The organism is Cytobacillus sp. Hm23 (genome assembly GCF_051842895.1).
In the GTDB taxonomy this organism is placed as follows: Bacteria; Bacillota; Bacilli; order Bacillales; family SM2101; genus Nanhaiella.
Genome location: NZ_JBPXRQ010000024.1, coordinates 61,140 through 85,210 on the forward strand (window position 1 = coordinate 61,140; position 24,071 = coordinate 85,210).

Below are 24,071 nucleotides of genomic sequence, written 5' to 3' on the forward strand. Positions count from 1 at the left end.
TGTACTGCAATAATACTTTAAATGTTAAAGAAATAAGGGGGGTGCATGAAAGACATGCCTAAAAAGCAAAAGAATGTTTCATCATATATTATTCAGTCTCAAGAGGATGAAATTAAACGAATTGCTCTAGAATTGCATGAAGGAGTGAGTCAAAACCTCTATAGCTTATATACGAGTATAGACTTTTTAAGAACGGCAATAGATCAACAAGGAACGAAAGAATATATTGATGATATGACGCAAATGCTAGAAAAAACAATAAATGAAATGCGTATTCTTGCAGTCGAATTGCATCCACCTACCCTTCCTACTCTTGGCTTACTGCCTGCTTTGAAAAGCTACTTAAAGCTTTATACTTCAACATATGGGGTTATTGTGGAGTTAGTAAGCGAAGGTGATGAAATGAGAATGGATGAACGAACAAACATTACGCTATTTCGAGTGTGTCAGGAAGCCTTAGCTAATATAGCAAGGTACGCAGATGTAATGAAAGCTCATATTACTTTCATGTGGAAACCTAAGGTGTTACAAATAAACATTCACGATTCTGGCAAAGGCTTTGATGTGAATACCGGCATGAAAAAATCCACAGGTCTTGCAGCTATGATCGAACGATTAGTGTTAATCGGAGGCACGTGCACCATTACTTCTAATATAGGAGAAGGGACTTCAATAGACATCACCCTTCCGTTATAGAGAAACATATAGGCAAGGGGTGTGCATAGCATATTCCCTTGTTTCTTTTTTAACATAATGACTATAATATAAGTGCAAACATTAGTAAGGGGGAGCGGGATTGATTACAATTTTGCTATGCGATGACCATGCTGTCGTACGAATGGGATTAAAAATGCTATTAAACAACCAAGGGGATATGCAGGTTGTTGGTGAGGCTTCTGAGGGGAATGAGGGCATTCAACAGGCGCTTGAACTTAATCCGGATGTTGTCGTTATGGACTTAAGTATGCCCCATGGTAAAGATGGTTTATCCGCGACATCAGAATTAAAAAAGCTTATGCCTAATATAGCCATTCTCATTTTAACAATGCATGATGACGAAGAATATTTATTCAGAGCTATCCAAGCAGGTGCATCAGGCTGTATTTTAAAAAGCGCGCCACATGATGAGTTGGTTGCTGCTATTCGCTCTGTTGCAAATGGCGATGCCTATTTGCACCCTAATGCTACGAAACGATTGATGGAAGAATATCTCGGAAATGTGAAAGATGGAAATGCCGACACTTTTAACTTATTATCAAATAGGGAAAAAGAGGTCCTTACATTGATTGCTAAAGGTTTTTCTAATAAGGATATTGGTGAAAAATTAGTCATCAGTGTGAAAACTGTGGAAACGCATAAAGGAAATCTGATGGAAAAACTTAAAATGAAAACTCGTCCAGAGCTTGTAGCTTTTGCATTAAAAAAGGGGTTATTAGGCTATGGAATATAAAGTAAGTAGGTTGGCAGCCTGCGATGAGCAGATTAATCAAGTATGTGAAAAATTATTATTACAATTAAAATGCGATTTTATTGGCTTAGCCCTGCAAAATACGGAAGGGCCCAACATAAAATGGCATTATGCTGCTGGAAACAGCAACGATAAATATAAACGCATAACACTTAGGTTTGGCAAAGGGATAGCTGGGAGAGTGATTTCTACAGGTAGACCCATGTATATAGAAAATTTCCCCGAAAAAATATTGGGAAAGGCGCTGGAGTATCCTATTATGCTTGCTGAAAATATTCTTTTTGCTTATGCTGTCCCGATTTTTTCAAATAACATCCCTAAAGGAGTCATATTGGCAGGTAACAGGGAAAAAAGAGCTATAAATGAACGCGAACAAGCAACAGTTAGAGAAACAGCGAAAATATTGGAAGAGAAATTAAACAGACTAATTTAATGCAACTGGAGGCCAATAATATGGACAGGAATCATCTTTCACTTGATCCTACTAAGATTGATCCTGGTTCAAGAGATGCTACCATTCTCATTAATGGTTCTGGCATCATCTCATATATAAACCAGCACGGATGTAACAATTTTGGTTATGAGGCAAAAGAATTAATCGGAAAGACGCTGTCATACATACTTCCTGACATAGTTATTAATGAAAATCGTGAAGGTAAGATCATACACCAATACGGCAGACACCGTGATGGTCACACATTCTCACTTTTTATTAAAATAAGCTCTTTTAAACTACATGACGAGTTATTCTTTCTCATGAACTTATACACTGTAAAAGATAGGTCGAGATTAAACGAGCAACAAAGCTACCAATTGAATGAACTTGTTGACCTTAAATTTGCGCTCGATGCCTCCTCCATTGTCGCGATCACAGACCAAAGAGGTATCATTAACTATGTTAATGATCAATTTTGTAAGATCTCAAAATACTCAAAGGACGAGCTTCTTGGGAAAGATCATACAATTATTAATTCTGGCCATCATTCCAAAGAGTTTTTTAAAGAGCTTTGGACAACAATTTCCTCAGGTCATGTTTGGAAAGGCGAATTAAAAAACAGAGCGAAGGATGGTACGTATTATTGGGTGGATACTACTATTGTACCGTTCTTAAATGAGGATGGGATACCTTATCAGCATTTAGCCATTCGCCATGAGGTGACTCAAAGAAAAAATGCTGAAGAAGAGCTTAAAAAAATGATGACAAAAATCATTGATATACAGGAAGATGAAAGGAAACGCCTATCACGAGAGCTTCATGATGGCATAGGACAAAATTTATATAGCCATCTCATAACGATTAATAGGCTGAAGGAAGAAATAAACCATCCACTACTTGATCAACTGCAAGATGAAGCGACTGAAATTATTGAAGAGCTTCGTGATATTTCTTGGGAATTGCGTCCATCTGTTCTGGATGATTTAGGTCTCATTCCTGCCATTAGATCTTATTTGGTCCGTTATACAGAATATTATCATATTAGCGTCCATTTTGATTGTTTCTTAAATTACCGGTTAAACTCAAATAAAGAAATCACTATTTATAGAATTATTCAGGAGGCTCTTACGAACATTAGAAAATATGCTCATACCGAAGACGCAACTGTTACCATTAGAGAAATGGATGAAGAAATACGTGTAGTCATTGAAGACAAAGGCAAAGGTTTTAATATTGATAAAATATCGCGTGGAGTAGGCCTGTTTAGTATGAAGGAAAGAGCAAAAGCTGCTGGAGGTTCTATTCTAATACATTCCACCGAAGGTAAAGGAACGACAGTTGTCTTAGAAATTCCGCTGGGGGCCTGACCCCCAACACTTAAATGTGACAACGTCATAAAAGCCTTTGTTTATTCAATGTATATGTTGATTGAAACAAAGGTAAGCAGCCAAAAGAAACGTTGATTCAATAAAATGATCTAAATACTCTGCTAATGTATTTATTAAACCTCTACTAAAACTGTTATCGTAAACTTTGTTGCTTGTTGTCATCACCTTAAGGAAGAAGCGATGCCACGATCGTGTTTATGGTTAGTGTGAAGACAACCATATACAATGACATCCTTCTTCCTGAAAGACCCATATCTAAAGATTAATTAAAGAATTTATTGCAGGCTAATAAGAATACACATCTCCTTACTTAACTAAGTATCTCAAACATTATTGTAGCCATGAAATCATGAAAGAAATTCCTAAATACAAGCAAAGAGGGGAATATAATATTGTATCGTATGTTGAAAAGGTTGTATTTTTCACTCTCTTAAAGAACCCCAAATATTTAAAATCACCTATTGCTCTAATCAAGAAAATGAATGTAAGAATGATACTAGCCCATTTCATCCAAGAATTTAATTCCCAAAATGAAATGAGTTCATTTTGACCTAATAATATAACCCCCACGCCAATTAACCCGACTGCAACAATGAGGGTTTCAAACCATCTAGGGGTAAACAATGCGCCTCCCTCTGTTTTTTCTGGTAATGAAGCTTGAAATCCCCATGTACCACCAAAAAGCCAATAAAAATGCAACAAGCTAACTAAACCTAAAATCGTTACCGGTAAGTAAATAAATAATAGCTGCACCATATTACCTCCTACTGTAGGTTTTCGTACTTCGAGCCTCCATCAATTCCTTGCCAAGCCACTTCAAACTGATCTTGGAAAATAATAAAGATATCGTTACTTTGGCCTTCATTAACAGACCAACTAATTAAAGTATTAAAATAGATTCCTATTAGTACTGAGGCAATCGTCTTTGAGGAAAAATGTGTAGGTAGCATGTCATTTGTTATAGCGTCTTCGAGCAATTCAGCTAAACTTTCTTTAAAAAGACCAATATTTCTTGTTTCATCCTTTAATGCTGATCTAATGGTTTCAGATAGCGTAAGCTTTAGGAGATCAGTATTTTCCAAATAGACGGATAATAATTCTTTAAAAATAAGTAGAAGCTTTTTTTTAATTTTTAAATCCTGATGTTTTCTTATGATCTCTTGAAGTAAATCGTTCTGAGAATGACCTAAATACAATAAAACGTGTTCCTTCTTCGGAAAGTAATTAAAAAATGTACCTTTAGCGATTCCACATGAAGAAGCAATATTTTCAACTGTCACATTGTCATACCCATATTCCTTAAACAATTCAATTGATTTAAGAAATATCTGTTTTTTTAATTCTTTTTTTCGTTCTTCCCGTAACATAGATTTTCCTCCTCTCCATTAAAATGACCATAGTCAATTTATGACTATGGTCATTTTAACACATAATCATTTAAATTACAAATAAATACATTTAATAATCTCACATTCAACTCCAAACACTTCTTTTTCCTCATCAGTTTACTTAAATGTTAGACCCTTACACGTGATTATATTTAAACCGCCGCTCCATAATATCATTGTTAATCACTTATAATACTTAATGAATTATTTGTCAAAAAAAAGGTTCATCTAGATCAATCGTCACTTCCTTCACATTGAATAACATTGCTTAATATCTATAGATTTATTCTTCATCAATTAATGAATACTTTTCAGCTAATAATGAACAAAGATGAATGAGCAGCTCTTGAATGACATAATCATTAACTTATCAACCAACACTGAGATTACTAGTATGGTTACTCAACAATCTCGAACTAGTCATAAAGAAAGACGCTTTTTATAGTAAAAAGCGCCACTTTTTTAATATAATCACCGAGAGTTTAACTCAGATAAACCTTTATATATTTCTAATGCTTCAAAAAGAAATTGCTTATCATACCCAGTAATCATATTTATTTTTTCTGACCATTCCTCTACTGTGTTTAAAGGCTTTTCATAGAGCAATCCATCCTTCGTACTTAAAAAACTCTGCCAATCACAAAATTCCCAGTGTGCTAATTGATTGTTGTGAAACACTCTACACTCTAACAGAGGTCTAGGCTTGATTAAATTTTGAGAATACTCAGCAGCCATTAAGAAATGGGTCTCATCAATTGGTTCCGTATCATAAAACTGTCTTGATGTTTTTCCATTTGATCTATAATATATAACTTCAACCCTGTTTCCTAGCGGTTTCACTTGTACCTGTGCAGCAGGAAAAAATCCACTTAACTTTTCATCAGTAAATACATCATTATTTGAGTCAATGAGTATCGGTCTTAACCATTGATCACCTAAGTCACAAAGAAAGCGATGTCCATTTTCATCTAACGCTACAATTGCGACATGTGCATCAGCTGTAAATAAATCATGACCAATTGGATATGCATCAATACCATTTTTACCTAATTCGTCAAGTAACCAGATTGCAAGGTCAAAACAGTTTCCTGAAACCCCATATTTATTTCTGTGTTCTTTCATTAAAGCTACATCTCGTTGCCTTTTATCTATGACTTTATCATAAAACCATACTTTTGTTAGAGTATCCATTGGAAAGTCATCAAATTTACTCCAAGTGGTTAGTATATTTGCTGGAGCTAACATCATTTCCCCCTAAAATTTAATAAATCGTTTCAGCAATATTGTTAAAATTAGTTACCGCAAATAAATTCCATTAATCGTCCATTGTCTATTAATCAAGCTGTTGCCGTTAACTTTGTGCTCATTTTATAGAATCATTTTGTTAAGTGCTCTAGTACTATTTGTAGAAGAAGTAAGGAGGATATTTTCTAACACCTACCCAAGGCCAAAACAACCACATTAAGTAACATTTTCTAATGAGTCATGGTAGTGTAATATATTCAAAGCAAATAATTTAAGCTCTTCAGTATCATTTGGAAGTGTCATATACCCTTCAAGCTCCATACCAAGCTTCTCTAATAATTTGGCAGACGAATAGTTATCTTTCGAGGTGATTGCTACAAGACGGTTTAAGTTCAGTCCTTTAGCAAATTCCACTGTCCCTCTAGCAGCCTCATACGCATAACCTTTAGATTGATAGTCAGCCAAAAATGCGAAACCAATATCCACATCTTCAAGACCGTCCCTCTTAATCAGCCCACACAAACCAATCGGTGTGTGATCTTCCTTAGTCTCTGTCAAGAAAAGGCCAAAACCCTCTCGTTCATACATCGCTCGAGGTCCAGATGCAATATAATCTTTCGCATCATCAAACGTCTTAATTCCCTTATCTCCTATGTATTGAAGCCATCCAGGCTCATTCAATAATTCTAGGATAAATGCAGCATCACTGTACTCTACCCACCGAAGAGTTAATCTATCAGTTTCGATTACTTTCACTCGAATCACCTCGTTTATGATCTCGATTTCTATTAAATAGTATAACATTTCGACCTAACTTATGACGTCATGCAACTTGGGAGTCACTTCTTTTTCGGGTTATTTATTTTTTCCTACAAGATTCTTTGCTTATGAGATACACATTATATTGATTAAGGAAACACTAATAGGCTATTTTTGGCGTTTATTTTTGAGTAAAGTACAATACGTATGTACTGTCGAACCAGCACGCAACATTTACTTAGAATAAGTAACTGCATTATATAAAAAGGCTTATCACATTACTTGTTGCCTTTCATAATAAGAACTAAGCATGAACATAACTAGCATTCTATACAAATTATTTTAATACACATCATGTCCTATAATGTAAGCAAAAAAAATAAAGTTTAGCACAGATTTTATAAAAACATTTGGATTAATTATCTCTAATCTTCCCCTGCCCACAATTTCTAGGACAGGGTACAAAGTTTACGACTGGATGGGATTGTCGGTCCGCCTTCTCAATTGCTTGCTCTAATTTATTTATATTTATCTATACATAGCATAGTACATAAAAGAAAAGATAAATTCATTTAAGAGAATTTAGTCAAAATACTCACATACACATCCCATAGTTAACATAGGAAGGCACGAGATAATTAGGATAATAAAGTGCTCCTCATTATCTTAAAATCTTTACTGTAGACTGGCATTTATGAGGATTTAATGTGCAATTGTAGAATTATTATGACCAAAATCTCCACCACTTTTTTTTCTTGGCTGGGACTTGTTTCTTTGCATCCATACTTTGACTCAACAACACCATTAGCTTTTCATCAATCATCTTTAATGTTTCGTCTAATAGTTTCTGCTGGTCTTCAAACTTCATAACGTTGTATAATTCACTTATTTTGGAAACTTCCCTTTCCACAACCGCTTCGATATTGCTCTTTGTTGCCAATAATGACTGCAAAAGGACAACCTGACTGGCCAAATTATTCCCCTGTGGTCCTTGTTCTCCTTGCGGCCCTTGTTCTCCTTGCAGTCCTTGTTCTCCTTGCGGCCCTTGTTCTCCTTGCAGTCCTTGTTCTCCTTGTGGCCCTTGTTCTCCTTGCAGTCCTTGTTCTCCTTGTGGTCCTTGTTCTCCTTGCATCCCTTGTTCTCCTTGCAGTCCTTGTTCTCCTTGCAGTCCTTGTTCTCCTTGCAGTCCTTGTTCTCCTTGTGGTCCTTGTTCTCCTTGCAGTCCTTGTTCTCCTTGTGGTCCTTGTTCTCCTTGTAAGCCCTGTGATCCTTGTGGTCCTTGTACTCCTTGTGGTCCCTGTTCTCCTTGTTTCCCACGTGGTCCTTCTGGTCCCTGTTTTCCTCGCGGTGGTGGAGGTATGATCTTATAGCTGTTACAAATGCTATCTTTTTCATCGTTAAACATCATTTTCACCTCATTTTTTTCTTTATATTATGAGGATTGAAATTAGTATGTATAGACGTGTGTGTATAGTCAATTAACTGTATATGTGTGTATGTATCATTCACTTCTTGGTTTTAGAATTTTAATTTTCCAGAGTTTTGGTGTCGTATTTAACAAAGGTTTTTTTCGCATTGATTGTTGCTTTTCGTTCAAAGATATAAGCACGTAAACATATAGCGTTCGTGGCATCTTTTCTACTTAAACACACTCCTAAAACTCGTCAAACTGTCCATTTTTAATAAAAAATAGCATCAAAGTTTACGAAAAGAGTCTTAACAAAACAAATGGAAAATGATAAAAGCACCCATATTTGAGTGCTTTAACTAAAATAAGGGGTTTAAACACAAATATTGAAAGGACCATGAATAGTATCGGAGTAAACTTAAATTCATTTTTACGTAGTACCGGAAAAATATAGAACTGTATGGTAGAGGCCTCAGCATTATCAATGAACGAATATTTTTGTTCTACTAACGAAGTTTATATCTAGGAGTGATACAAATTTCACCAGAAGCAGGAGTTTCAAGTACTGGTGCAATAACTTGAATATTGTCAAAATCCGTTACAGTGAACGCGAGACAACTGTCAGCTAATACGGTTACCATGCTAACATTAGTCGTCCCTCTTCTGAAGTTAACCGTAAATTCAACATCTTCCTGTGCAGAGATTGAGATAGTTCCAGTAGCTGTTACTAGTACATTCGTTGTATAGACTATTTGATTATCTTCAGAGCCTAATACAAAATTACAACAGGATTGATCTTGAAAAAATTCACTTGTAGAACAGCATGAAAAACAACAATCTTTGTGAACATCTTTTTTATCTTTACATGAACATGACACAAATTTCACCCCCTCATCCATTATTTATAATAGTTAATGCAGTTATACAGCTTTTGGTATAGGTATATTTCTAATTAATAAAGCCCTTATTTTGCTAGCGAAGTGATATGGGTTATATATTCAGCACGTAGAGCGAGAAATTTACATAACATAAATTATTGTTAAACTCTTAGAAAAATTTAAAAGAGAGGTGAGAACACATTGTGTCGATGTCTTTTAATAATCAACTAAAACACTGTATAGAAGCCAACAAAGTATTCGATTGGATTACTCCCTTGCTTAAAATAACGATTAAAGAAGCGATTGATATTAAAGACAACCTCTTTGAAGATTGTGTATGCTGTGATTTCAGTGTTCCATGTAATAGTGACAGTCCTTTTACAATCTGGAAGAGTATTGGAGTAGAAAATGTAACAGGGAATTTTTCTGTATTTTTCCAAAGTGGTTGTGACGGTGAATTAGTAGTGTTCGTAAATGGAGAAGAAGTTAATATCATTAATGAGGGACAAGAGTTTTGTGCCACATTTGCTGATATGAAGTCAATTGAAGTTCTTTGTCGCAATGAAACAGGAGAACAAGGAGTTTGTAAAGGTGAGCTGAAATTAAATATTAAGCACAAACCTACTGGTGATGAAATCGACATTAAGAACGTGAAGTGTTTTATTTCAGACAGTTATGGAAAGAGACTAGAGCCACGCAGTTCCTGTTTTATTAAGTGTAAAGAACTTTCCGATCCTAAAAACAGAAAAGAAGTAGTCGTCAAACTTGCTAATGGAAAAACAACTACATTACAAAAAGTAGTTGTCTTAAAACAAGGCTTTGTAACAGTTGTAATTTTTAATAAGAAAGGGGAGGAAAGTATTTGTCGAGTATTTCCATTTTGTGAAATTGAAACCTTTTTATTATGTGCACCTGTTGGCACAACCGTTGACTGTAAAATTGATGATGTTATATGTGAAGCTTTCCTTGTTCCATCTTTAAAAGTACCTAACTGTTTTGAAGTATTTATAAGACTTGATATTTGTCAAAACATAAAAGTAACAGGAGCCGTCAAACTAAAAGTACTAGCTGAGGAATGTAATCCGCGAGAAAACGTGATACCGGAAGAAATTTGTCAAGTTGAACCCGAGCCCCCAGCTTGCCCGTTTTTTTAGTGGGGGCATATAGTTCCTTATTCTATTGACTGCCTAAATTGATTCACATACCGCTTTATAAATTAATAGTAAATATAAAGATAATTATTCTATTCTTTATTCTCCTACAACATGATCTTTAAACATGCATACAGTTGTGTGTTTTTAAAAATGTACCAATATTTTGAGTGAAATTAGGACAAACATACACACTTTTCTTGTAAAGGATTCCATAAAATAATGTATTAAAATATATTTTTAAGGTAGATGATAAAATGAAACCAATAGTCTCAGGCTACACAGGATTTTCATGCTGTACAAGAAAAGAAGCAAAATGTTGTAAACAGTTATGTTCTCAAGGAGATATAAATTCTCCAAATATTACTGGTATTATACCAATTAATACAACGCGAGTTATTTATGAAGCAATTCCAGATAATATTGGTAAAACAGGGATGCTTACATTCCATAATATCCCTAACGGAGGAACCGGACCTATAAATTTAACTTTAGTACCTCATGTCGAACCCTCACCTTCAGATATCACCATAAACCCAGGAGAAAGTCAAACAATATCTTTTGAAGATATGATAAGAATTGAAGCAAGTACAACAGAATTTTCTGGAGAATACTCATACGAAATTTGTACATTATTAGATGCAAAAGACAATTGTTGTGAAATATTATGTTCACAAACTAATCCAGTTCTGAGTACTCAAATAGCAGCTAATCAAATACAACCGGACATCATTTACCAAAACTCACCGACAACTATAGGCAAAACAGGCATGATTTCGTTAAGAGATGTTTCAGAAATGATCACTTTAAATTTTGAACTTCAAACAGGAGTTATAATGCCTATTATGGTAAATAGTGACCAAGGAATAACTATCCCCTTTGAGGATGTAGTGGAGATTAATGTAAATAACGCTTCTGATCAGGTTGTTAATTTGGTATACACAATATGTACGTTATTAGGGTCAAACAAAGCTAAATAAGCTTTGTTTCTTTATATATATTACAACACACCTCATGTTCTCCATTAGTTAATTTAGCGGTTTATTGTCTCCATTTAATTGATTTAACTTACAAGAAATACATTATCTTTTCTTTATAGCGTACACCAACGGATTTATGCATTCGAAAGGATGTTCATTCTTTATAATTGAAAACAAATTTATCTATCGGATTAATTATTAAATAAAACTTAAATGAGTTTTTGGAATTTAGTATGATCTATCTAATAGAAAATAGATATGTTTAACAACATTCTCAAATACTGCAAAAAAACTGGTTAGCACTACAACTAACCAGTTTTTTATTACAAAATTATTGTTCGACTTCAACCAATATTATACTAATAAAGCTTATCTTTTTATAATTTAGACTAACACTAGGTCAAGACTGAGTTGGAATGGCCTGAAATTAGGTATCATTTTGAGATACTAAAAGATGGAACAATCATATGGTGTCACAATCTAGGTGTAATGTCTTATCATGTAGGAGATTCAAACAAACATAAATTGGTGTTTACCTTGTGTGTGACTTCCGTTTTGAAAAACTACCTCCCTCACAAAGAGCAACAGATCAATAATACTTACCTTTAGGTAAGTACCTGTACTAATTGTGCGTACTTACATATATGTGCTGTTGAGTTTATAATAAATTCCGAGGTTGAAATAAATAAAATTTAGGAGGATGACATGAAGACTCTTGTTGTCATAGCACACCCGAATATAGAAACATCCGTTGTTAATAATAGATGGGTTGAAGAATTAAAAAAACACCCTGAACAATATACTATCCATGAGATATATAAAGTTTATCCTGATGGGAAAATAGATGTAGAAAAAGAACAAAAATTGGTTGAATCTCATGGAAATCTAATTTTTCAGTTCCCTATCTTTTGGTTTAGTTGCCCACCTCTTCTTAAACAATGGATGGACGATGTTTTAGCTCACGGATGGGCCTTTGGTCCAGAAGGAGATAATTTACAAGGTCGTAAGCTTGCTCTTGCTGTATCTGCCGGAATAAGAAATGAAGATTACAGTGATAATGGAAGATATCAATTCACACTTGAACAGATTTTAGTTCCATTTAAAACAACTGCTTTATATTGCAACGCAGATTACCGTTCGTTCTTTGCGTTTTATGGGGCAGAATATGAACCATCCAAGAGTGAAATTAAACAAAGTGCGCATGATTATCTAGAATTTCTTAAGGCACTATAACAAAAAAAGTATTCTCTAATTCAGAGAATACTTTTTTTGTTATAACTCCTACTTACTAACTTCGGAGACTGACAAACGATTTTTCTCTCCCCACTCGCACATCATATCTAATAACGGAATGAGGGAAAGTCCTCTTTCAGATAATGAATATTCAACTTTTGGAGGTATTTGGGGAAACTCTTTTCGTATAATGAGATCATCTCTTTCAAGCTCTTTCAACATGACACTTAACGTTTTAAATGGAATTGTAGCAATACACCTTTTCAACTCATTATGACGCATAACCTTATTTTCAAAAAGCCAATACATAATAATCATTTTATATTTACCGCCTATCAAGGACAGTGTATAACCAAAATCAGTACTTTTTAACTCAACACCAGTTGGAACGCATGTTTCACTCACAACTTATATCCTCCTTCTGATCAAATCGTACATCCTCTAAGTAGCTATATTTAATAATATATCATAGTCATTATTCATTATTCATCAAATAGGGATTAAGTCCCGAACATACGGATTTACAATGCTAAGCTATTTAAGGGCTTATAACCCCTCTTCCGCAACAACAATCGATCAAGCTTAGCTTGGCTATTTATTTGTTTGCTTTTTCACGTAGATAAATGAATGCCCAAACTCTGGAGCTTGAATGGCAATTTATTTGATATGGCCTTTTCACCTTCTGTTTTTGTCAATAATTAATATATAATAGAATAAAAAATGGTATAATTTTCTTTAACAGAAATGGAAGGAGGCGTTGATTTATGAAAATGACAATGGTACTTAATGGGGTTGTAAGCATTTAAAAGGGTGAGCGTATCATTGCCCCTATAAACTACGTGATCCCTATTAATAGGGGGAACATAATTTGGAAAATAAAAAGCAACAGAATCTAATTACTATAGCAATTGATAAAGTTAGTTTTCAATTACAAGAGAATCATAATTTTTTTTGGTTAAAAGATATGGGGGATGTTTTTTGCGTATTCGATGAACAAGATTCTGGAAATATTAGTTTCGGATTAGAAAAAACAACAAAAAGTTCTTTGTGAAATATGCTGGTGCAAAACCAATGCACTTTTCTGGCAACCCAAAAGATGCAGTTGACCGTTTGATAAAGGCGATACCAGTTTATAATAAATTAGAGCACCCAAATTTAATAAAATTGCTAGACCATTTCTCTATTGAAAATGGGTATGCAGCCGTATTTGAATGGTTCGAGGGGGAATGTCTGCATTCTCATTGGACTTTTGCTGAAATTCCTAAATATACTCACCCACAGTCACCATTCTATCGATTTAGGAATCTTGAAATTAAAAAACGCATTGATGCCCTTAATACAATTTTTGCTTTTCATACTTATGTAGATTCGAAAAATTATGTAGCGGTAGATTTCTACGATGGAAGTATCCTATATGATTTCAAAAATGATGTAACAAAAATATGTGATATAGATTTTTATCGTAAATCACCTTCTTTAAATGATTTAGGGGAACATTTTTTGGGGGCTACAAGATCTAAATCTCCAGAGGAGTTTACTCTAGGTAGTCAAATTGATTCAAAGACCAATGTGTTCACAATGGGAGCGATAGCATTTGGTTTATTAGGTGGCGAAATGAATCACTCATTTTCAAAGTGGGAAGCTAACAAGAAATTATATGAAGTAGCAATTAAAGCTGTCCAAAAAGAGCGAGATAAACGTTACTCAACGGTTAAAAAATTTCATGAGGCGTGGAATTTAGCTTTAAAATAGTAATTTTTATATACTTGGGGTGATACTTCGAAAAAGTGATCACCCTTTTTCAATATTTTCAGCTTTTTTCTATTCAAAAACATACTACCTTAAAAAGCAATTTTTAATTGCTAAATACAATTTCTTAGATTTCTTGTTTTTATATGCAACCGATATCGAATGCTAGGGTGCTATTCCTCTTTTTTGGAGGGTGTGCAAAATATCCTTAATATACCTTTTTCGGGGGGATGGGCAAAAAACCAAAAAAGGGAATATCTCAATTTTTGAGACATTCCCTTTGATTATTCAGAGTATAACTTACTTCCAAAAGAATACAACTTACTTTTAATAAAACACTAGTTCACGATTGAGTTGTATAAGTCACGTTGAAATTTTAATTATCAATCCTACTCAACAGTTACTGATTTGGCAAGGTTTCTAGGTTTGTCAACGTCGCAGTCGCGGTGTAAGGCTGCGTAATAAGAAATAAGCTGTAAAGGAATGACTGATACGAGTGGTGTGAGTAGCTCGTGAACAGTAGGGATGACAAAACGATCATCATCACTCTCCAAACCTTTCATAGTGATAATACAAGGGTTAGCACCACGTGCAACGACTTCTTTTACGTTTCCTCTAATACTTAAGTTGACAAGGTCTTGTGTGGCAAGTGCAATGACAGGAGTACCGTCTTCAATAAGGGCAATTGTTCCATGCTTTAATTCTCCGCCAGCAAAGCCTTCTGCTTGGATGTATGAGATTTCTTTTAATTTGAGTGCACCTTCAAGTCCTACATAATAGTCTATTGAACGACCGATAAAGAAGCAGTTTCTCGTTGTTGACAAGTATTCGCGTGCAATCTGCTCAAATTCTTCTTTTTCATTACATAGCACTTCCATTGCATTTGCAGCCATTCCAAGCTCTGTCACAAGGTCAAAACCTAAACGTTCACCTTTTCGTTCAGCTGTTACCGCAGCTAATATCGCCAATACAGCGATTTGGGCAGTATATGCTTTTGTTGATGCTACAGCTATTTCAGGTCCAGCATGTAGCAATAATGTGTAATTCGCTTCACGAGATAGTGTAGATCCCGGTACATTTGTAATCGTTAAGGCTTTATGACCAAGTTCTTTCACTTGGACAAGGACAGCTCGACTATCGGCCGTTTCACCACTTTGAGAAATAAAAATAAACAGTGGTTTTTTCGATAACAATGGCATATTGTAAGAGAATTCACTTGCTACGTGTACCTCAACTGGTACTTTAGCCATTCTTTCAATAAACTGTTTTCCGACTAGACCAGCATGATAACTCGTGCCACAAGCTACAATATAAATACGATCTGCTTCGTCTAATGCCTCACTAATATGATGATCAATAGCCAATTCTCCACGACCATTTTGATATTGTTGAATAATTTTGCGCATAACAAGTGGCTGTTCATCGATTTCTTTTAACATATAGTGTGGGTATGTTCCCTTTTCTATATCACTCGCATCAAGCTCTGCAGTAAATGGTTCACGTTCTTTGACAACACCTTGTAAGTTCTTAATAACCATTTGTTGCGCTGTAACGATGACAATTTCCTTATCCATTAATTCGATGAACTGATCTGTTACTTGTAACATCGCCATTGCATCACTTGCAACAACATTAAAGTTGTCACCGACTCCAACTAATAATGGACTTTTATTTTTGGCTACATAAATCGTCTCATCATTTTCTGCATCTATCATTGTAATCGCATATGAACCCTTCAGCGCACTCATTGTTTTACGAAATGCTTCTTCTACAGATAAACCTTCAACGACAAATTGCTCAATCATTTGGACAATAACTTCTGTATCTGTCTCACTTTGTAAAGTGATATTCTGTAAATATGCATTTTTTAACAATAAATAGTTCTCTATTACACCATTATGCACTAATGTGAATCGACCCGATGCACTTTGATGAGGATGCGCATTAGTTTTACTAGGTACACCATGTGTAGCCCATCTTGTATGGCCAATCCCCATCGATGAGTCTACGTGACTATCTACATTTTCTCGTAATGTAGCAATTCGTCCCTTTTCTTTAAATACGTGTACTCCAGATTCATTTACAACTGCAATTCCTGCTGAATCATAACCACGATACTCAAGTTTCTCAAGCCCTTTTAATAAAATTTCTTTTACATCCTGTTGACCAATATATCCTACAATTCCGCACATGTTTCTTCGTCCTCCCTAATTATAAGGGGGCAAGGAAGTATGGGGACTTACTCGCCCCCTTGCCAAGTTGTTTTTTATTGTTGATTATACACATACGCTTGTGCAAAAAGTCACCTCTTTGTTTTCGTATATGCTTGCGGTCGTAATCAGTGCAACCGGGAGGTATCCGCCGATAAATCGATAAACCTCCTCCTCGTCAACTAAGTTATTCGTCCTTTACTTAGTTCAGGCGCTTAAATATGTCGTTTTCCTACCCTACCTTTCTATCCTTGAATAAAGCTATACCTAATATCTTACATGATTTCCATTCGTATCGTCAAATTTAACTGTATATTTTCACCACTGACCTCTAATATTGAGCTATTGCTCTATTTATAAAGTATGCATGATGAACACATTACGTGTTAGTTAAGCTACCCATGAGTAAGATAGCATACTAAAACACCCTCACATATCTATTCCTTGTGAGGGTGTTTTCAGCTATTATTAAGAGCTTTGTACAAATATTCTTCAAACGTTTAGCAAGCTTATACTTCTGATGTTTCTTCCTTCACGACAGCAACAATGCGTTCAACATATTCTTGGCACAATTCCTCCGTCGATGCTTCTGCCATCACACGAATAAGTGGTTCAGTACCAGATGGACGGACAAGAACTCGACCATTTCCATTCATTTCACGCTCAACAGATTCGATCACTTGTTTGATTTTATCATTTTCTAGCACTTTATTTTTATCAGTAACTCTCACATTCACTAGTAGCTGAGGAAACTTTTTCATTTCATTCGCTAGTTGAGACAATGGCTTTTGTGTTGCTCTCATAATGTTAACGAGCTGAATCCCTGTTAATAAACCATCACCAGTCGTATTATAGTCTAAAAAGATTATATGACCTGATTGTTCTCCACCTAGGTTATAACCATTTTTCTTCATTTCCTCTACAACATAACGGTCACCTACCGCAGTTTGTACACTTCGCACTTCAATTTCTTCTAATCCTTTGTAGAAACCAATATTACTCATTACAGTAGAAACGACTGTTTGATGCTTTAAGCGTCCCTGCTCTTTTAAATATTTACTACAAATAAACATAATTTGATCGCCATCAACAATATCACCGTTCTCATCAATAGCAATTAACCGATCTCCATCACCATCAAATGCAAGACCAAGGTCAGCCCCTTTTTCTTTAACGAGATCTGACAAGCTTCCTGGATGTGTTGAGCCCACGTTATCATTAATATTCACACCATTTGGTGAAGTTCCCATCGTAGATATATCTGCTTCTAAATCAGCAAAAAGATGGGGCGCTAATGATGAAGTAGCACCATGCGCACAATCGAGTGCGACGTGTATGCCAGAAAAGTCCTCATCAACAGATTGTTTTAAAAACTGTAAATATTTTTGTCCACCTTCAAAGTAGTCATTCACTTGCCCTAAGTCGCCTCCGATTGGACGTGGCAACTCATCTTCAGGTCGATCCAACAATTCTTCTATCTCTGCTTCTTGTTCGTCTGACAATTTAAAGCCATCAGGACCAAAGAATTTAATCCCATTATCTTGAACAGGGTTATGAGAGGCAGAAATCATTACACCTGCTTGAGAACCTAGCGCTTTCGTTAAGTAAGCAATACCTGGTGTAGAGATAACTCCTAATCTCATCACTTCGGCTCCAATTGATAGTAGACCTGCGACAAGAGCCCCTTCAAGCATATGACCAGAAATACGGGTGTCTCTCCCGATAAGAACTTTAGGACGTTCCTCATCCTTTGTTAGGACATACCCTCCAAAACGACCAATTTTGAATGCTAATTCTGGCGTCAACTCACTATTAGCAACCCCGCGCACTCCATCTGTACCAAAATATTTACTCATTTCCTTTATTCGCTCCTTTTTAGGACAATTACCGTTTATATATTTACTCAATACCAGATATATTAACTTTCACAGTTTCTATAGGTATTTCCAAAGAAATATCGATTGGTTCAATGCCTTCTTCATTTAAAATAGACACATCAACAGGTACTTCATAATCTCCTACAGGTAAATTCGCTACATCAATCGTTGCTTTAATATTACTGTTGCTTATATTTTCAATAGAGCTCTTTCTACCTGTTACAGTTATATCTAGTACACCGTTTTCCAGGTCAGAAAAGCTTAAGATTAAGCCTTCTCCTAACCCTTCATAATCGATCGGTATATTGGTAAAAGTTTCTGTAACCTCTTCTTCTACATCAATCGCAACCTTCACTTCTACAGGATCTATTTTCGTAGCTCCTTCTGGAAGCTTAATAGGGATAATGATTTCTTCATCTTTAGTTATGCTATTAAGATCGATAGGAATGTCAATGACATCATCTTTCGTAATACTATCAATGACATTTTTCGGCCCATAGACAGTTACATTATCCGGAACCATTTCAATGTTCTTGATGTATATACCTTGTAACGTTCCTTCTTCTATAAAATTAAGTGGTACTACTTTATTTGGACTTATAATGGATACCCCAACACTAATATTTGCTGGTTCAACTTCCACATTTAATGGCTGCCCATCTTTATCATGTACTGTCACTGATGATTCAACCGTTACATCATCAATAACATCCTGTAAATCAATATAAGCTCTTACGATTGCAGTTCTTTCAATCTCTTCTTTTGCCCCTGTTATGGAGACTATAGTAGGTTCAGGTACCAAATTCTCTACAGTATACCCTTCTGTTATTAAAGATTCGTTATAATCCACTTTGATAGCGAATTCTTGCGTTACTTTTTCATGCAATGCTACCTCATATCGGGATTTTGGTTCAAATGTAACGTTTACCTTATCATCCACATTCTCATATTCTAGGGTTACTAAGTAATTACCCTCTGATTTGTTTTCTAGGTTAGCATAAACTTTTATATTTCTTAATGCTATTATCGTTTTAACTTTGCTTGTTGGCCCATCTAATCTCACATCAACTGATTGAGGAGCACCTGTTACAACAAATCGCTCTTGATCATACAAAACCTCAACAGGTATGTCTTCTAATATTTCAGTTGAATCATCAAAAAGAGGTAGCGTAAGGCTTCCATCACTCTGCTCTTTCTGTTCCTGAATATAGACAGACATATATAGCATCAACGCCAATAACAGGGCGATAATCCTCATAAACCATCGATTGTTCATGAACTTATCCATTCTTTTGCCACCTCCATTGCCAACGAGTAGAAGTAGCCTGGTTTTGAGTTGGTTTTAGTTCATTTGTAAGAAGTTCTCGAAAAGAATCTTGTGTTAAATCTCTATGTAATTCACCATTCTTAGTTAGAGAAACACTTCCAGTTTCTTCTGAAACAACGATCGTAAGGCTATCAGTTACTTCACTCACACCTAACGCTGCTCGATGCCTCGTTCCAAGCTCCTTAGATATAAATGGACTTTCTGACAATGGTAAATAACACGCAGCTGCAGACACTTGATTATTTTGTAACACGACTGCGCCATCATGAAGTGGTGTATTTGGGATAAAAATATTGATAAGCAATTCGGAAGAAACCTTAGCATGAAGTGGTATTCCTGTTTCAATATAATCGCTCATCCCTGTTTCACGCTCAATCGAAATCAAAGCTCCAATACGACGTTTTGCCATATAATCTGTAGCTTTTACAATGGCTTCAATCGAGTTTGCTTGTTCTTCTTCCTCATTAATCGTAATTCTTGAAAAGAACCTACCTCGTCCTAATTGTTCTAGTGCACGACGTAGTTCAGGCTGAAAAATAATAATGATAGCTAAAAATCCCCATGTTATCACTTGGTTCATTAACCATCCTAATGTTTTTAAGCCCAAATACTGACTTAATATGTGAATGGTTATAATAACAGTGATTCCTTTGAGAAGCTGTACAGCTCTCGTTCCTCGGACAACCATTATTAGCTTATAGATAACATACCAAACAACGAGAATATCGACGATAATACCTAGATAATTAAAGATTGAGAGACCCTCTGAAGACATTCTCACACTTCCTCCATTATTCAAGTACTTGAACTACTCTTCTATATAAATATGACTATTATAGCATATATCATACCAAACCTAATTAAACCTAAAATAATGTATTAAATATCTTTTATTAGTATTTAGTTTTTTCGTTAACTTTATTGCCAATGTAAAAATTATAATAAAGCTATATGGGACCTTCATTTCATAATAAATAGATGCTCTTTTCGTAAACGTTGTTCTTTTTTCTACTTAAAATTGAGTAACTGGCGTTTATTATATGGTTTAGTTTTAGAGGAGAAAAGATGCCCCTCACTTAGAGATATTAGCGTTTAGCTCTAATTGCACAAACCAACAATTACTGCGAAAACAACCTTAGAAAAAAAGGTCATCTTTATTAAGATGACCCTCATTATTCTGTATCTATTTTGACTGATCTTGGTCAAATAGACTTACTGTATCCTTTGCAATATCCTTTAGATGATACCATAACCATTCAAATAATTCATTAATTTCCTTAATTTCACCCGTAACATTACCAACAGAAGCAAGATACTGTTCACCATTAATTACTGTTGCATCACCATTAATTTGCCCTTCTATTTTGAGCGTACCATTTTTTACAATGACTGGTCCTTCAACTATTTCGCCTTCTGGAACGGTCACTGTAGAGTTTTCAATAATTAGATTCGGTTGTTTAGATACAGAAAACTGGTCATCCTCTGTCCAATTTGAAAATATACTACCTGCCATTAAGATGATAAAAAGCGATGCAGCTGTTAGAAAAGGATGATTTCTTAACCAACGCCTTGCGCCTGCTGATCTTTTTTCTTTAGGCAAACTTTGCATTACGTTATTTGTGAAATTGCTAGGCGCCTCTACATGAGAAATGCTTTGGACGAGCGCAATGGACTTTTTAAGTTCATGGAAGTGTGCCTCACAGTCTTCACAACTTTTCACATGATCAATTAACAAATTTTTATCTTCTAGTGAAATATCTTCATCTAAATATTCATGCATTAAATAAACAATGTTTTCAGGACATTTCATTTTAATCACCCCTTCATTATACATTTCGAAGTTGGTTTCTTAAAGCTTCTCTACCACGATGAATCCGCGTCTTAACGGTTCCTATAGGTAAATCCAATATTTTACTAATTTCCTTTAATGGTAATTCATCAATATATTTCAATACGATGACTGTACGATATTTTTCTGGAAGCTTCAATATTTCACCTTGAATCGTTTCGTGTAACTCTAGTCTCTCAAGCTCTTCTTCAGGCAAAGCTTCGTCCGCAGCTACATTAGAATACATAGTCAGTCCGTCTGTTCCAGAAACTTCTGCATCTAAATAATAGTCTGGTTTCTTTTTCCTAATTCTATCAATTGAAAGATTTGTAGCAATTCGGTATAACCAAGTCGAAAATTTGAGATCTTGATTAAAGCTTTGAATATTAGTATATGCACGAATAAAAGCTTCTTGGGCAATATCCTCAGCCTCATGACGATTCCCGAGCATTCTATAGCATAATTGAAATACTTTATCTTTATAAATTTCTACAATTTCTGCAAATGCGTTTTGATCTCCTTTAATAACTTGTTTTATCCTTTTTTTAACAATTGTTTCCATACCATTCATACCCCCGCTCCATGCGGCTAGCTTATTTACGTCTCTAACTTATAAAAGGTTTCAAAATATGCATATAAATATTTTAACAAAATTAAGGAAGTGTGTGTTTAAAATAGTATAATTTCCATGAGGATTACAAAATTCGATGATATAGGAAGGGAAAATTCGTAATAAAGATAAAATTTATAGTAAGCAATTATTTCTAATATATTTTATTATCTATAGTCAACGTGTTTCTTAATAAAATTAGGTGGAGATTTCACTCCACCTAAAATAACAGTCCATACATTTTTTCGTTAAAGTAATTTTTCTCCAAATAGCGAGCCAATCAATGCTACTGCAACAGTAGCTGTAGTGTTTCTTTCATCAAGTATAGGGTTTACTTCAACAAATTCAGCAGATGTAATAATATTTGCTTCTGCTAACATTTCCATTGCTAAATGGCTCTCACGATAGCTTATCCCTCCAATTACTGGTGTGCCTACACCTGGAGCATCATGAGGATCCAAGCCATCTAAATCTAATGACAGGTGTACACCATCAGTACGATCTTTAAGGTAATTAATAGCTTGCTCCATAACATTAGCCATACCTAATCGATCTATCTCATGCATCGTATAAACTTTTATACCTTTTTCTTTAATAAGTTCTTTTTCTCCGTCATCAAGTGATCTTGCACCAATTATAACAATATTTTCAGGCTTAACCTTTGGAGTATATCCTGCAATCTCTGTTAAGGTCTTATGACCAATACCCAGACTTGTTGCTAACGGCATCCCATGGATATTTCCTGTCGGAGAGGTTTCCTCTGTGTTTAGATCCCCATGAGCATCGTACCATATCACACCTAAATTATTGTAACTCTTTGCAACTCCAGCTAATGTTCCAATGGCAATACTGTGATCTCCACCAAGAACTAATGGAAAACGTTTTTCTTTAATTACTCCCTGGACTTTATCTGCCAAACGTTCACTCGCTTCAGCAACCGCTTTCAAGTTGCGGAGTTTATGATTTTCTACAATAGCATTTGCTCTCTCTGGTTTACCAATTTCAATATCCCCTAAATCTTCTATTTCATAAGATAAATTCTCAAGTCTTTCTGTAACACCTGCGTAACGAATCGCGCTAGGCCCCATATCTACCCCTCTACGCATTTGTCCTAAATCCATAGGTACTCCAATTATTGATACTTGTTTCATCACAACATTTTCCCCCTTCTAGACTATACTTATATTTTATCTGTAATAGCATCAATGATTCAACTGAACAACATTTTGTATATATATACAAAGAAACATCTAAATCATGTGATTTAGATGTTTCTGGTAGTATGTATTTCACCTATCAAAAAGATATCGTCTTAAGAGTGAGCCATGGAGGACTCGAACCTCCGACCCTCTGATTAAAAGTCAGATGCTCTACCAACTGAGCTAATGGCTCAAAACAAAGAAATATTAGTGGCTGGGCTAGCTGGATTCGAACCAGCGCATGACGGAGTCAAAGTCCGTTGCCTTACCGCTTGGCTATAGCCCATTATTATTTACAATAAAAACATGGTGGAGGGGGACGGATTCGAACCGCCGAACCCTCAGGGAGCGGATTTACAGTCCGCCGCGTTTAGCCACTTCGCTACCCCTCCATATGTTTATAGATGGTGCCGGCGAGAGGACTTGAACCCCCAACCTACTGATTACAAGTCAGTTGCTCTACCAGTTGAGCTACACCGGCATAAAATTTAATGGTGGAGGATGACGGGATCGAACCGCCGACCCCTTGCTTGTAAGGCAAGTGCTCTCCCAGCTGAGCTAATCCTCCGTGTGGTGACCCGTACGGGATTCGAACCCGTGTTACCGCCGTGAAAGGGCGGTGTCTTAACCACTTGACCAACGGGCCAATACTTTTCATTGTAAGCTCCCAACCGGGCTTGAACCGGTGACCTCTTCCTTACCATGGAAGTGCTCTACCTGCTGAGCTATGGAAGCATGGCTCCACAGGCAGGATTCGAACCTGCGACCGATCGGTTAACAGCCGATAGCTCTACCACTGAGCTACTGTGGAACAATGAGCCTGGCAACGTCCTACTCTCACAGGGGGAAACCCCCAACTACCATCGGCGCTGAAGAGCTTAACTTCCGTGTTCGGTATGGGAACGGGTGTGACCTCTTCGCTATCGCCACCAGACAT

General features: G+C 35.7%; 21 protein-coding genes, 8 tRNA genes, 1 rRNA gene and 1 pseudogene. 8 read left to right on the forward strand and 23 right to left on the reverse strand.

What is annotated here, in order from left to right:
• Positions 1-54 precede the first annotated feature (54 nt).
• The 4 genes from ACSVDA_RS15235 to ACSVDA_RS15250 all read left to right on the forward strand — a co-directional run bounded on the left by ACSVDA_RS15235 (position 55) and on the right by ACSVDA_RS15250 (position 3,271).
• Positions 55-696: a sensor histidine kinase gene (locus ACSVDA_RS15235; protein WP_485884286.1), complete on the forward strand. Its 642-nt coding sequence runs from the start codon at positions 55-57 to the stop codon at positions 694-696.
• Between the two features lie 100 nt (positions 697-796).
• Positions 797-1,450, forward strand: a complete 654-nt coding sequence (locus tag ACSVDA_RS15240; protein WP_485884287.1) for a response regulator transcription factor — start codon at positions 797-799, stop codon at positions 1,448-1,450.
• Positions 1,440-1,901 carry a GAF domain-containing protein gene (locus ACSVDA_RS15245; protein WP_320210683.1) on the forward strand — a complete coding sequence of 154 codons (462 nt, stop codon included), beginning with the start codon at positions 1,440-1,442 and terminating at the stop codon, positions 1,899-1,901. Before ACSVDA_RS15240 ends, ACSVDA_RS15245 begins: the two co-directional genes overlap by 11 nt.
• Before the next feature lie 20 nt (positions 1,902-1,921).
• Positions 1,922-3,271 carry a PAS domain-containing sensor histidine kinase gene (locus ACSVDA_RS15250; protein WP_485884288.1) on the forward strand — a complete coding sequence of 450 codons (1,350 nt, stop codon included), beginning with the start codon at positions 1,922-1,924 and terminating at the stop codon, positions 3,269-3,271.
• A gap of 351 nt (positions 3,272-3,622) precedes the next feature.
• On the opposite strand, the gene ACSVDA_RS15255 is transcribed toward ACSVDA_RS15250, so the two are convergent.
• The 6 genes from ACSVDA_RS15255 to ACSVDA_RS15280 all read right to left on the reverse strand — a co-directional run bounded on the left by ACSVDA_RS15255 (position 3,623) and on the right by ACSVDA_RS15280 (position 8,970).
• Positions 3,623-4,045 (reverse strand): DUF3995 domain-containing protein, encoded by a 423-nt coding sequence (locus ACSVDA_RS15255; protein WP_485884289.1) that lies wholly within the window; start codon positions 4,043-4,045, stop codon positions 3,623-3,625.
• 11 nt (positions 4,046-4,056) lie between these two features.
• The gene (locus ACSVDA_RS15260) at positions 4,057-4,659 is read right to left on the reverse strand and encodes a TetR/AcrR family transcriptional regulator (protein WP_485884290.1); all 603 of its coding nucleotides are present in this window, start codon (positions 4,657-4,659) and stop codon (positions 4,057-4,059) included.
• A 492-nt stretch (positions 4,660-5,151) separates the two neighbouring features.
• The gene (locus tag ACSVDA_RS15265; RefSeq protein ID WP_485884291.1) at positions 5,152-5,928 is read right to left on the reverse strand and encodes a hypothetical protein; all 777 of its coding nucleotides are present in this window, start codon (positions 5,926-5,928) and stop codon (positions 5,152-5,154) included.
• A gap of 213 nt (positions 5,929-6,141) precedes the next feature.
• Complete coding sequence (locus ACSVDA_RS15270; protein ID WP_485884292.1) at positions 6,142-6,681, reverse strand: GNAT family N-acetyltransferase; 540 nt, start codon at positions 6,679-6,681, stop codon at positions 6,142-6,144.
• 727 nt (positions 6,682-7,408) lie between these two features.
• Complete coding sequence (locus ACSVDA_RS15275) at positions 7,409-8,089, reverse strand: hypothetical protein (protein WP_485884293.1); 681 nt, start codon at positions 8,087-8,089, stop codon at positions 7,409-7,411.
• Positions 8,090-8,598: 509 nt separating this feature from the next.
• Positions 8,599-8,970 (reverse strand): S-Ena type endospore appendage, encoded by a 372-nt coding sequence (locus ACSVDA_RS15280; RefSeq protein WP_485884294.1) that lies wholly within the window; start codon positions 8,968-8,970, stop codon positions 8,599-8,601.
• Between the two features lie 209 nt (positions 8,971-9,179).
• Here ACSVDA_RS15280 and ACSVDA_RS15285 point away from each other — a divergent pair, with 209 nt between their 5' ends.
• The 3 genes from ACSVDA_RS15285 to ACSVDA_RS15295 all read left to right on the forward strand — a co-directional run bounded on the left by ACSVDA_RS15285 (position 9,180) and on the right by ACSVDA_RS15295 (position 12,334).
• A complete protein-coding gene (locus ACSVDA_RS15285) occupies positions 9,180-10,124 on the forward strand; it encodes a BMQ_0737 family morphogenetic spore coat protein (RefSeq protein WP_485884305.1) in 945 nt (314 codons plus the stop codon).
• A 254-nt stretch (positions 10,125-10,378) separates the two neighbouring features.
• Entirely contained in the window at positions 10,379-11,101 is a 723-nt protein-coding gene (locus tag ACSVDA_RS15290) for a hypothetical protein (RefSeq protein WP_485884295.1), read from the forward strand.
• Positions 11,102-11,806: 705 nt separating this feature from the next.
• Complete coding sequence (locus ACSVDA_RS15295) at positions 11,807-12,334, forward strand: NAD(P)H-dependent oxidoreductase (protein WP_485884296.1); 528 nt, start codon at positions 11,807-11,809, stop codon at positions 12,332-12,334.
• A gap of 48 nt (positions 12,335-12,382) precedes the next feature.
• Here ACSVDA_RS15295 and ACSVDA_RS15300 read toward each other — a convergent pair whose 3' ends face one another.
• Positions 12,383-12,739, reverse strand: coding sequence for a winged helix-turn-helix transcriptional regulator (locus ACSVDA_RS15300; protein ID WP_485884297.1), 357 nt, complete (start codon positions 12,737-12,739; stop codon positions 12,383-12,385).
• A gap of 463 nt (positions 12,740-13,202) precedes the next feature.
• Here ACSVDA_RS15300 and ACSVDA_RS15305 point away from each other — a divergent pair.
• A pseudogene (locus ACSVDA_RS15305) lies at positions 13,203-14,086 on the forward strand (protein kinase domain-containing protein).
• A 386-nt stretch (positions 14,087-14,472) separates the two neighbouring features.
• Here ACSVDA_RS15305 and glmS read toward each other — a convergent pair.
• From glmS to rrf, 16 genes are all read right to left on the reverse strand, one after another.
• The gene (gene glmS / locus ACSVDA_RS15310) at positions 14,473-16,275 is read right to left on the reverse strand and encodes a glutamine--fructose-6-phosphate transaminase (isomerizing) (protein ID WP_485884298.1); all 1,803 of its coding nucleotides are present in this window, start codon (positions 16,273-16,275) and stop codon (positions 14,473-14,475) included.
• Between the two features lie 527 nt (positions 16,276-16,802).
• The gene (glmM, locus tag ACSVDA_RS15315) at positions 16,803-18,149 is read right to left on the reverse strand and encodes a phosphoglucosamine mutase (protein WP_485884299.1); all 1,347 of its coding nucleotides are present in this window, start codon (positions 18,147-18,149) and stop codon (positions 16,803-16,805) included.
• Positions 18,150-18,192: 43 nt separating this feature from the next.
• Positions 18,193-19,458 carry a CdaR family protein gene (locus ACSVDA_RS15320; protein WP_485884300.1) on the reverse strand — a complete coding sequence of 422 codons (1,266 nt, stop codon included), beginning with the start codon at positions 19,456-19,458 and terminating at the stop codon, positions 18,193-18,195.
• Entirely contained in the window at positions 19,451-20,272 is an 822-nt protein-coding gene (gene cdaA, locus ACSVDA_RS15325; RefSeq protein WP_485884301.1) for a diadenylate cyclase CdaA, read from the reverse strand. Before cdaA ends, ACSVDA_RS15320 begins: the two co-directional genes overlap by 8 nt.
• 408 nt (positions 20,273-20,680) lie before the next feature.
• The gene (locus tag ACSVDA_RS15330) at positions 20,681-21,307 is read right to left on the reverse strand and encodes a zf-HC2 domain-containing protein (RefSeq protein ID WP_485884302.1); all 627 of its coding nucleotides are present in this window, start codon (positions 21,305-21,307) and stop codon (positions 20,681-20,683) included.
• A 16-nt stretch (positions 21,308-21,323) separates the two neighbouring features.
• Positions 21,324-21,887, reverse strand: a complete 564-nt coding sequence (gene sigW / locus ACSVDA_RS15335; RefSeq protein WP_214483887.1) for an RNA polymerase sigma factor SigW — start codon at positions 21,885-21,887, stop codon at positions 21,324-21,326.
• 296 nt (positions 21,888-22,183) lie between these two features.
• A complete protein-coding gene (rocF, locus tag ACSVDA_RS15340) occupies positions 22,184-23,086 on the reverse strand; it encodes an arginase (RefSeq protein ID WP_485884306.1) in 903 nt (300 codons plus the stop codon).
• Positions 23,087-23,254: 168 nt separating this feature from the next.
• Positions 23,255-23,327, reverse strand: a tRNA-Lys gene (locus tag ACSVDA_RS15345).
• 18 nt (positions 23,328-23,345) lie between these two features.
• Positions 23,346-23,420, reverse strand: a tRNA-Gln gene (locus tag ACSVDA_RS15350).
• Positions 23,421-23,441: 21 nt separating this feature from the next.
• Positions 23,442-23,526 (reverse strand) — tRNA-Tyr (locus ACSVDA_RS15355).
• 13 nt (positions 23,527-23,539) lie between these two features.
• A tRNA-Thr gene (locus ACSVDA_RS15360) sits at positions 23,540-23,615 on the reverse strand.
• 11 nt (positions 23,616-23,626) lie between these two features.
• Positions 23,627-23,702 (reverse strand) — tRNA-Val (locus tag ACSVDA_RS15365).
• 3 nt (positions 23,703-23,705) lie between these two features.
• A tRNA-Glu gene (locus ACSVDA_RS15370) sits at positions 23,706-23,780 on the reverse strand.
• 16 nt (positions 23,781-23,796) lie between these two features.
• Positions 23,797-23,869 (reverse strand) — tRNA-Thr (locus ACSVDA_RS15375).
• A 1-nt stretch (position 23,870) separates the two neighbouring features.
• Positions 23,871-23,945: transfer RNA gene (locus tag ACSVDA_RS15380), tRNA-Asn, on the reverse strand.
• A 7-nt stretch (positions 23,946-23,952) separates the two neighbouring features.
• Positions 23,953-24,068 (reverse strand): 5S ribosomal RNA (gene rrf, locus ACSVDA_RS15385).
• Between the last annotated feature and the right edge of the window lie 3 nt (positions 24,069-24,071).

What these genes read in the sequence shown, in the direction of transcription:
- ACSVDA_RS15235 (WP_485884286.1), top strand. Translation starts at nt 55, where the DNA reads ATGCCTAAAAAGCAAAAGAATGTTTCATCATATATTATTCAGTCTCAA.
- ACSVDA_RS15245 (WP_320210683.1), top strand. Translation starts at nt 1,440, where the DNA reads ATGGAATATAAAGTAAGTAGGTTGGCAGCCTGCGATGAGCAGATTAAT.
- ACSVDA_RS15250 (WP_485884288.1), top strand. Translation starts at nt 1,922, where the DNA reads ATGGACAGGAATCATCTTTCACTTGATCCTACTAAGATTGATCCTGGT.
- ACSVDA_RS15260 (WP_485884290.1), bottom strand. Translation starts at nt 4,659, where the DNA reads ATGTTACGGGAAGAACGAAAAAAAGAATTAAAAAAACAGATATTTCTT.
- ACSVDA_RS15265 (WP_485884291.1), bottom strand. Translation starts at nt 5,928, where the DNA reads ATGATGTTAGCTCCAGCAAATATACTAACCACTTGGAGTAAATTTGAT.
- ACSVDA_RS15275 (WP_485884293.1), bottom strand. Translation starts at nt 8,089, where the DNA reads ATGTTTAACGATGAAAAAGATAGCATTTGTAACAGCTATAAGATCATA.
- ACSVDA_RS15285 (WP_485884305.1), top strand. Translation starts at nt 9,180, where the DNA reads ATGTCTTTTAATAATCAACTAAAACACTGTATAGAAGCCAACAAAGTA.
- ACSVDA_RS15290 (WP_485884295.1), top strand. Translation starts at nt 10,379, where the DNA reads ATGAAACCAATAGTCTCAGGCTACACAGGATTTTCATGCTGTACAAGA.
- ACSVDA_RS15295 (WP_485884296.1), top strand. Translation starts at nt 11,807, where the DNA reads ATGAAGACTCTTGTTGTCATAGCACACCCGAATATAGAAACATCCGTT.
- glmS (WP_485884298.1), bottom strand. Translation starts at nt 16,275, where the DNA reads ATGTGCGGAATTGTAGGATATATTGGTCAACAGGATGTAAAAGAAATT.
- glmM (WP_485884299.1), bottom strand. Translation starts at nt 18,149, where the DNA reads ATGAGTAAATATTTTGGTACAGATGGAGTGCGCGGGGTTGCTAATAGT.
- ACSVDA_RS15320 (WP_485884300.1), bottom strand. Translation starts at nt 19,458, where the DNA reads ATGGATAAGTTCATGAACAATCGATGGTTTATGAGGATTATCGCCCTG.
- cdaA (WP_485884301.1), bottom strand. Translation starts at nt 20,272, where the DNA reads ATGTCTTCAGAGGGTCTCTCAATCTTTAATTATCTAGGTATTATCGTC.
- ACSVDA_RS15330 (WP_485884302.1), bottom strand. Translation starts at nt 21,307, where the DNA reads ATGAAATGTCCTGAAAACATTGTTTATTTAATGCATGAATATTTAGAT.
- sigW (WP_214483887.1), bottom strand. Translation starts at nt 21,887, where the DNA reads ATGGAAACAATTGTTAAAAAAAGGATAAAACAAGTTATTAAAGGAGAT.
- rocF (WP_485884306.1), bottom strand. Translation starts at nt 23,086, where the DNA reads ATGAAACAAGTATCAATAATTGGAGTACCTATGGATTTAGGACAAATG.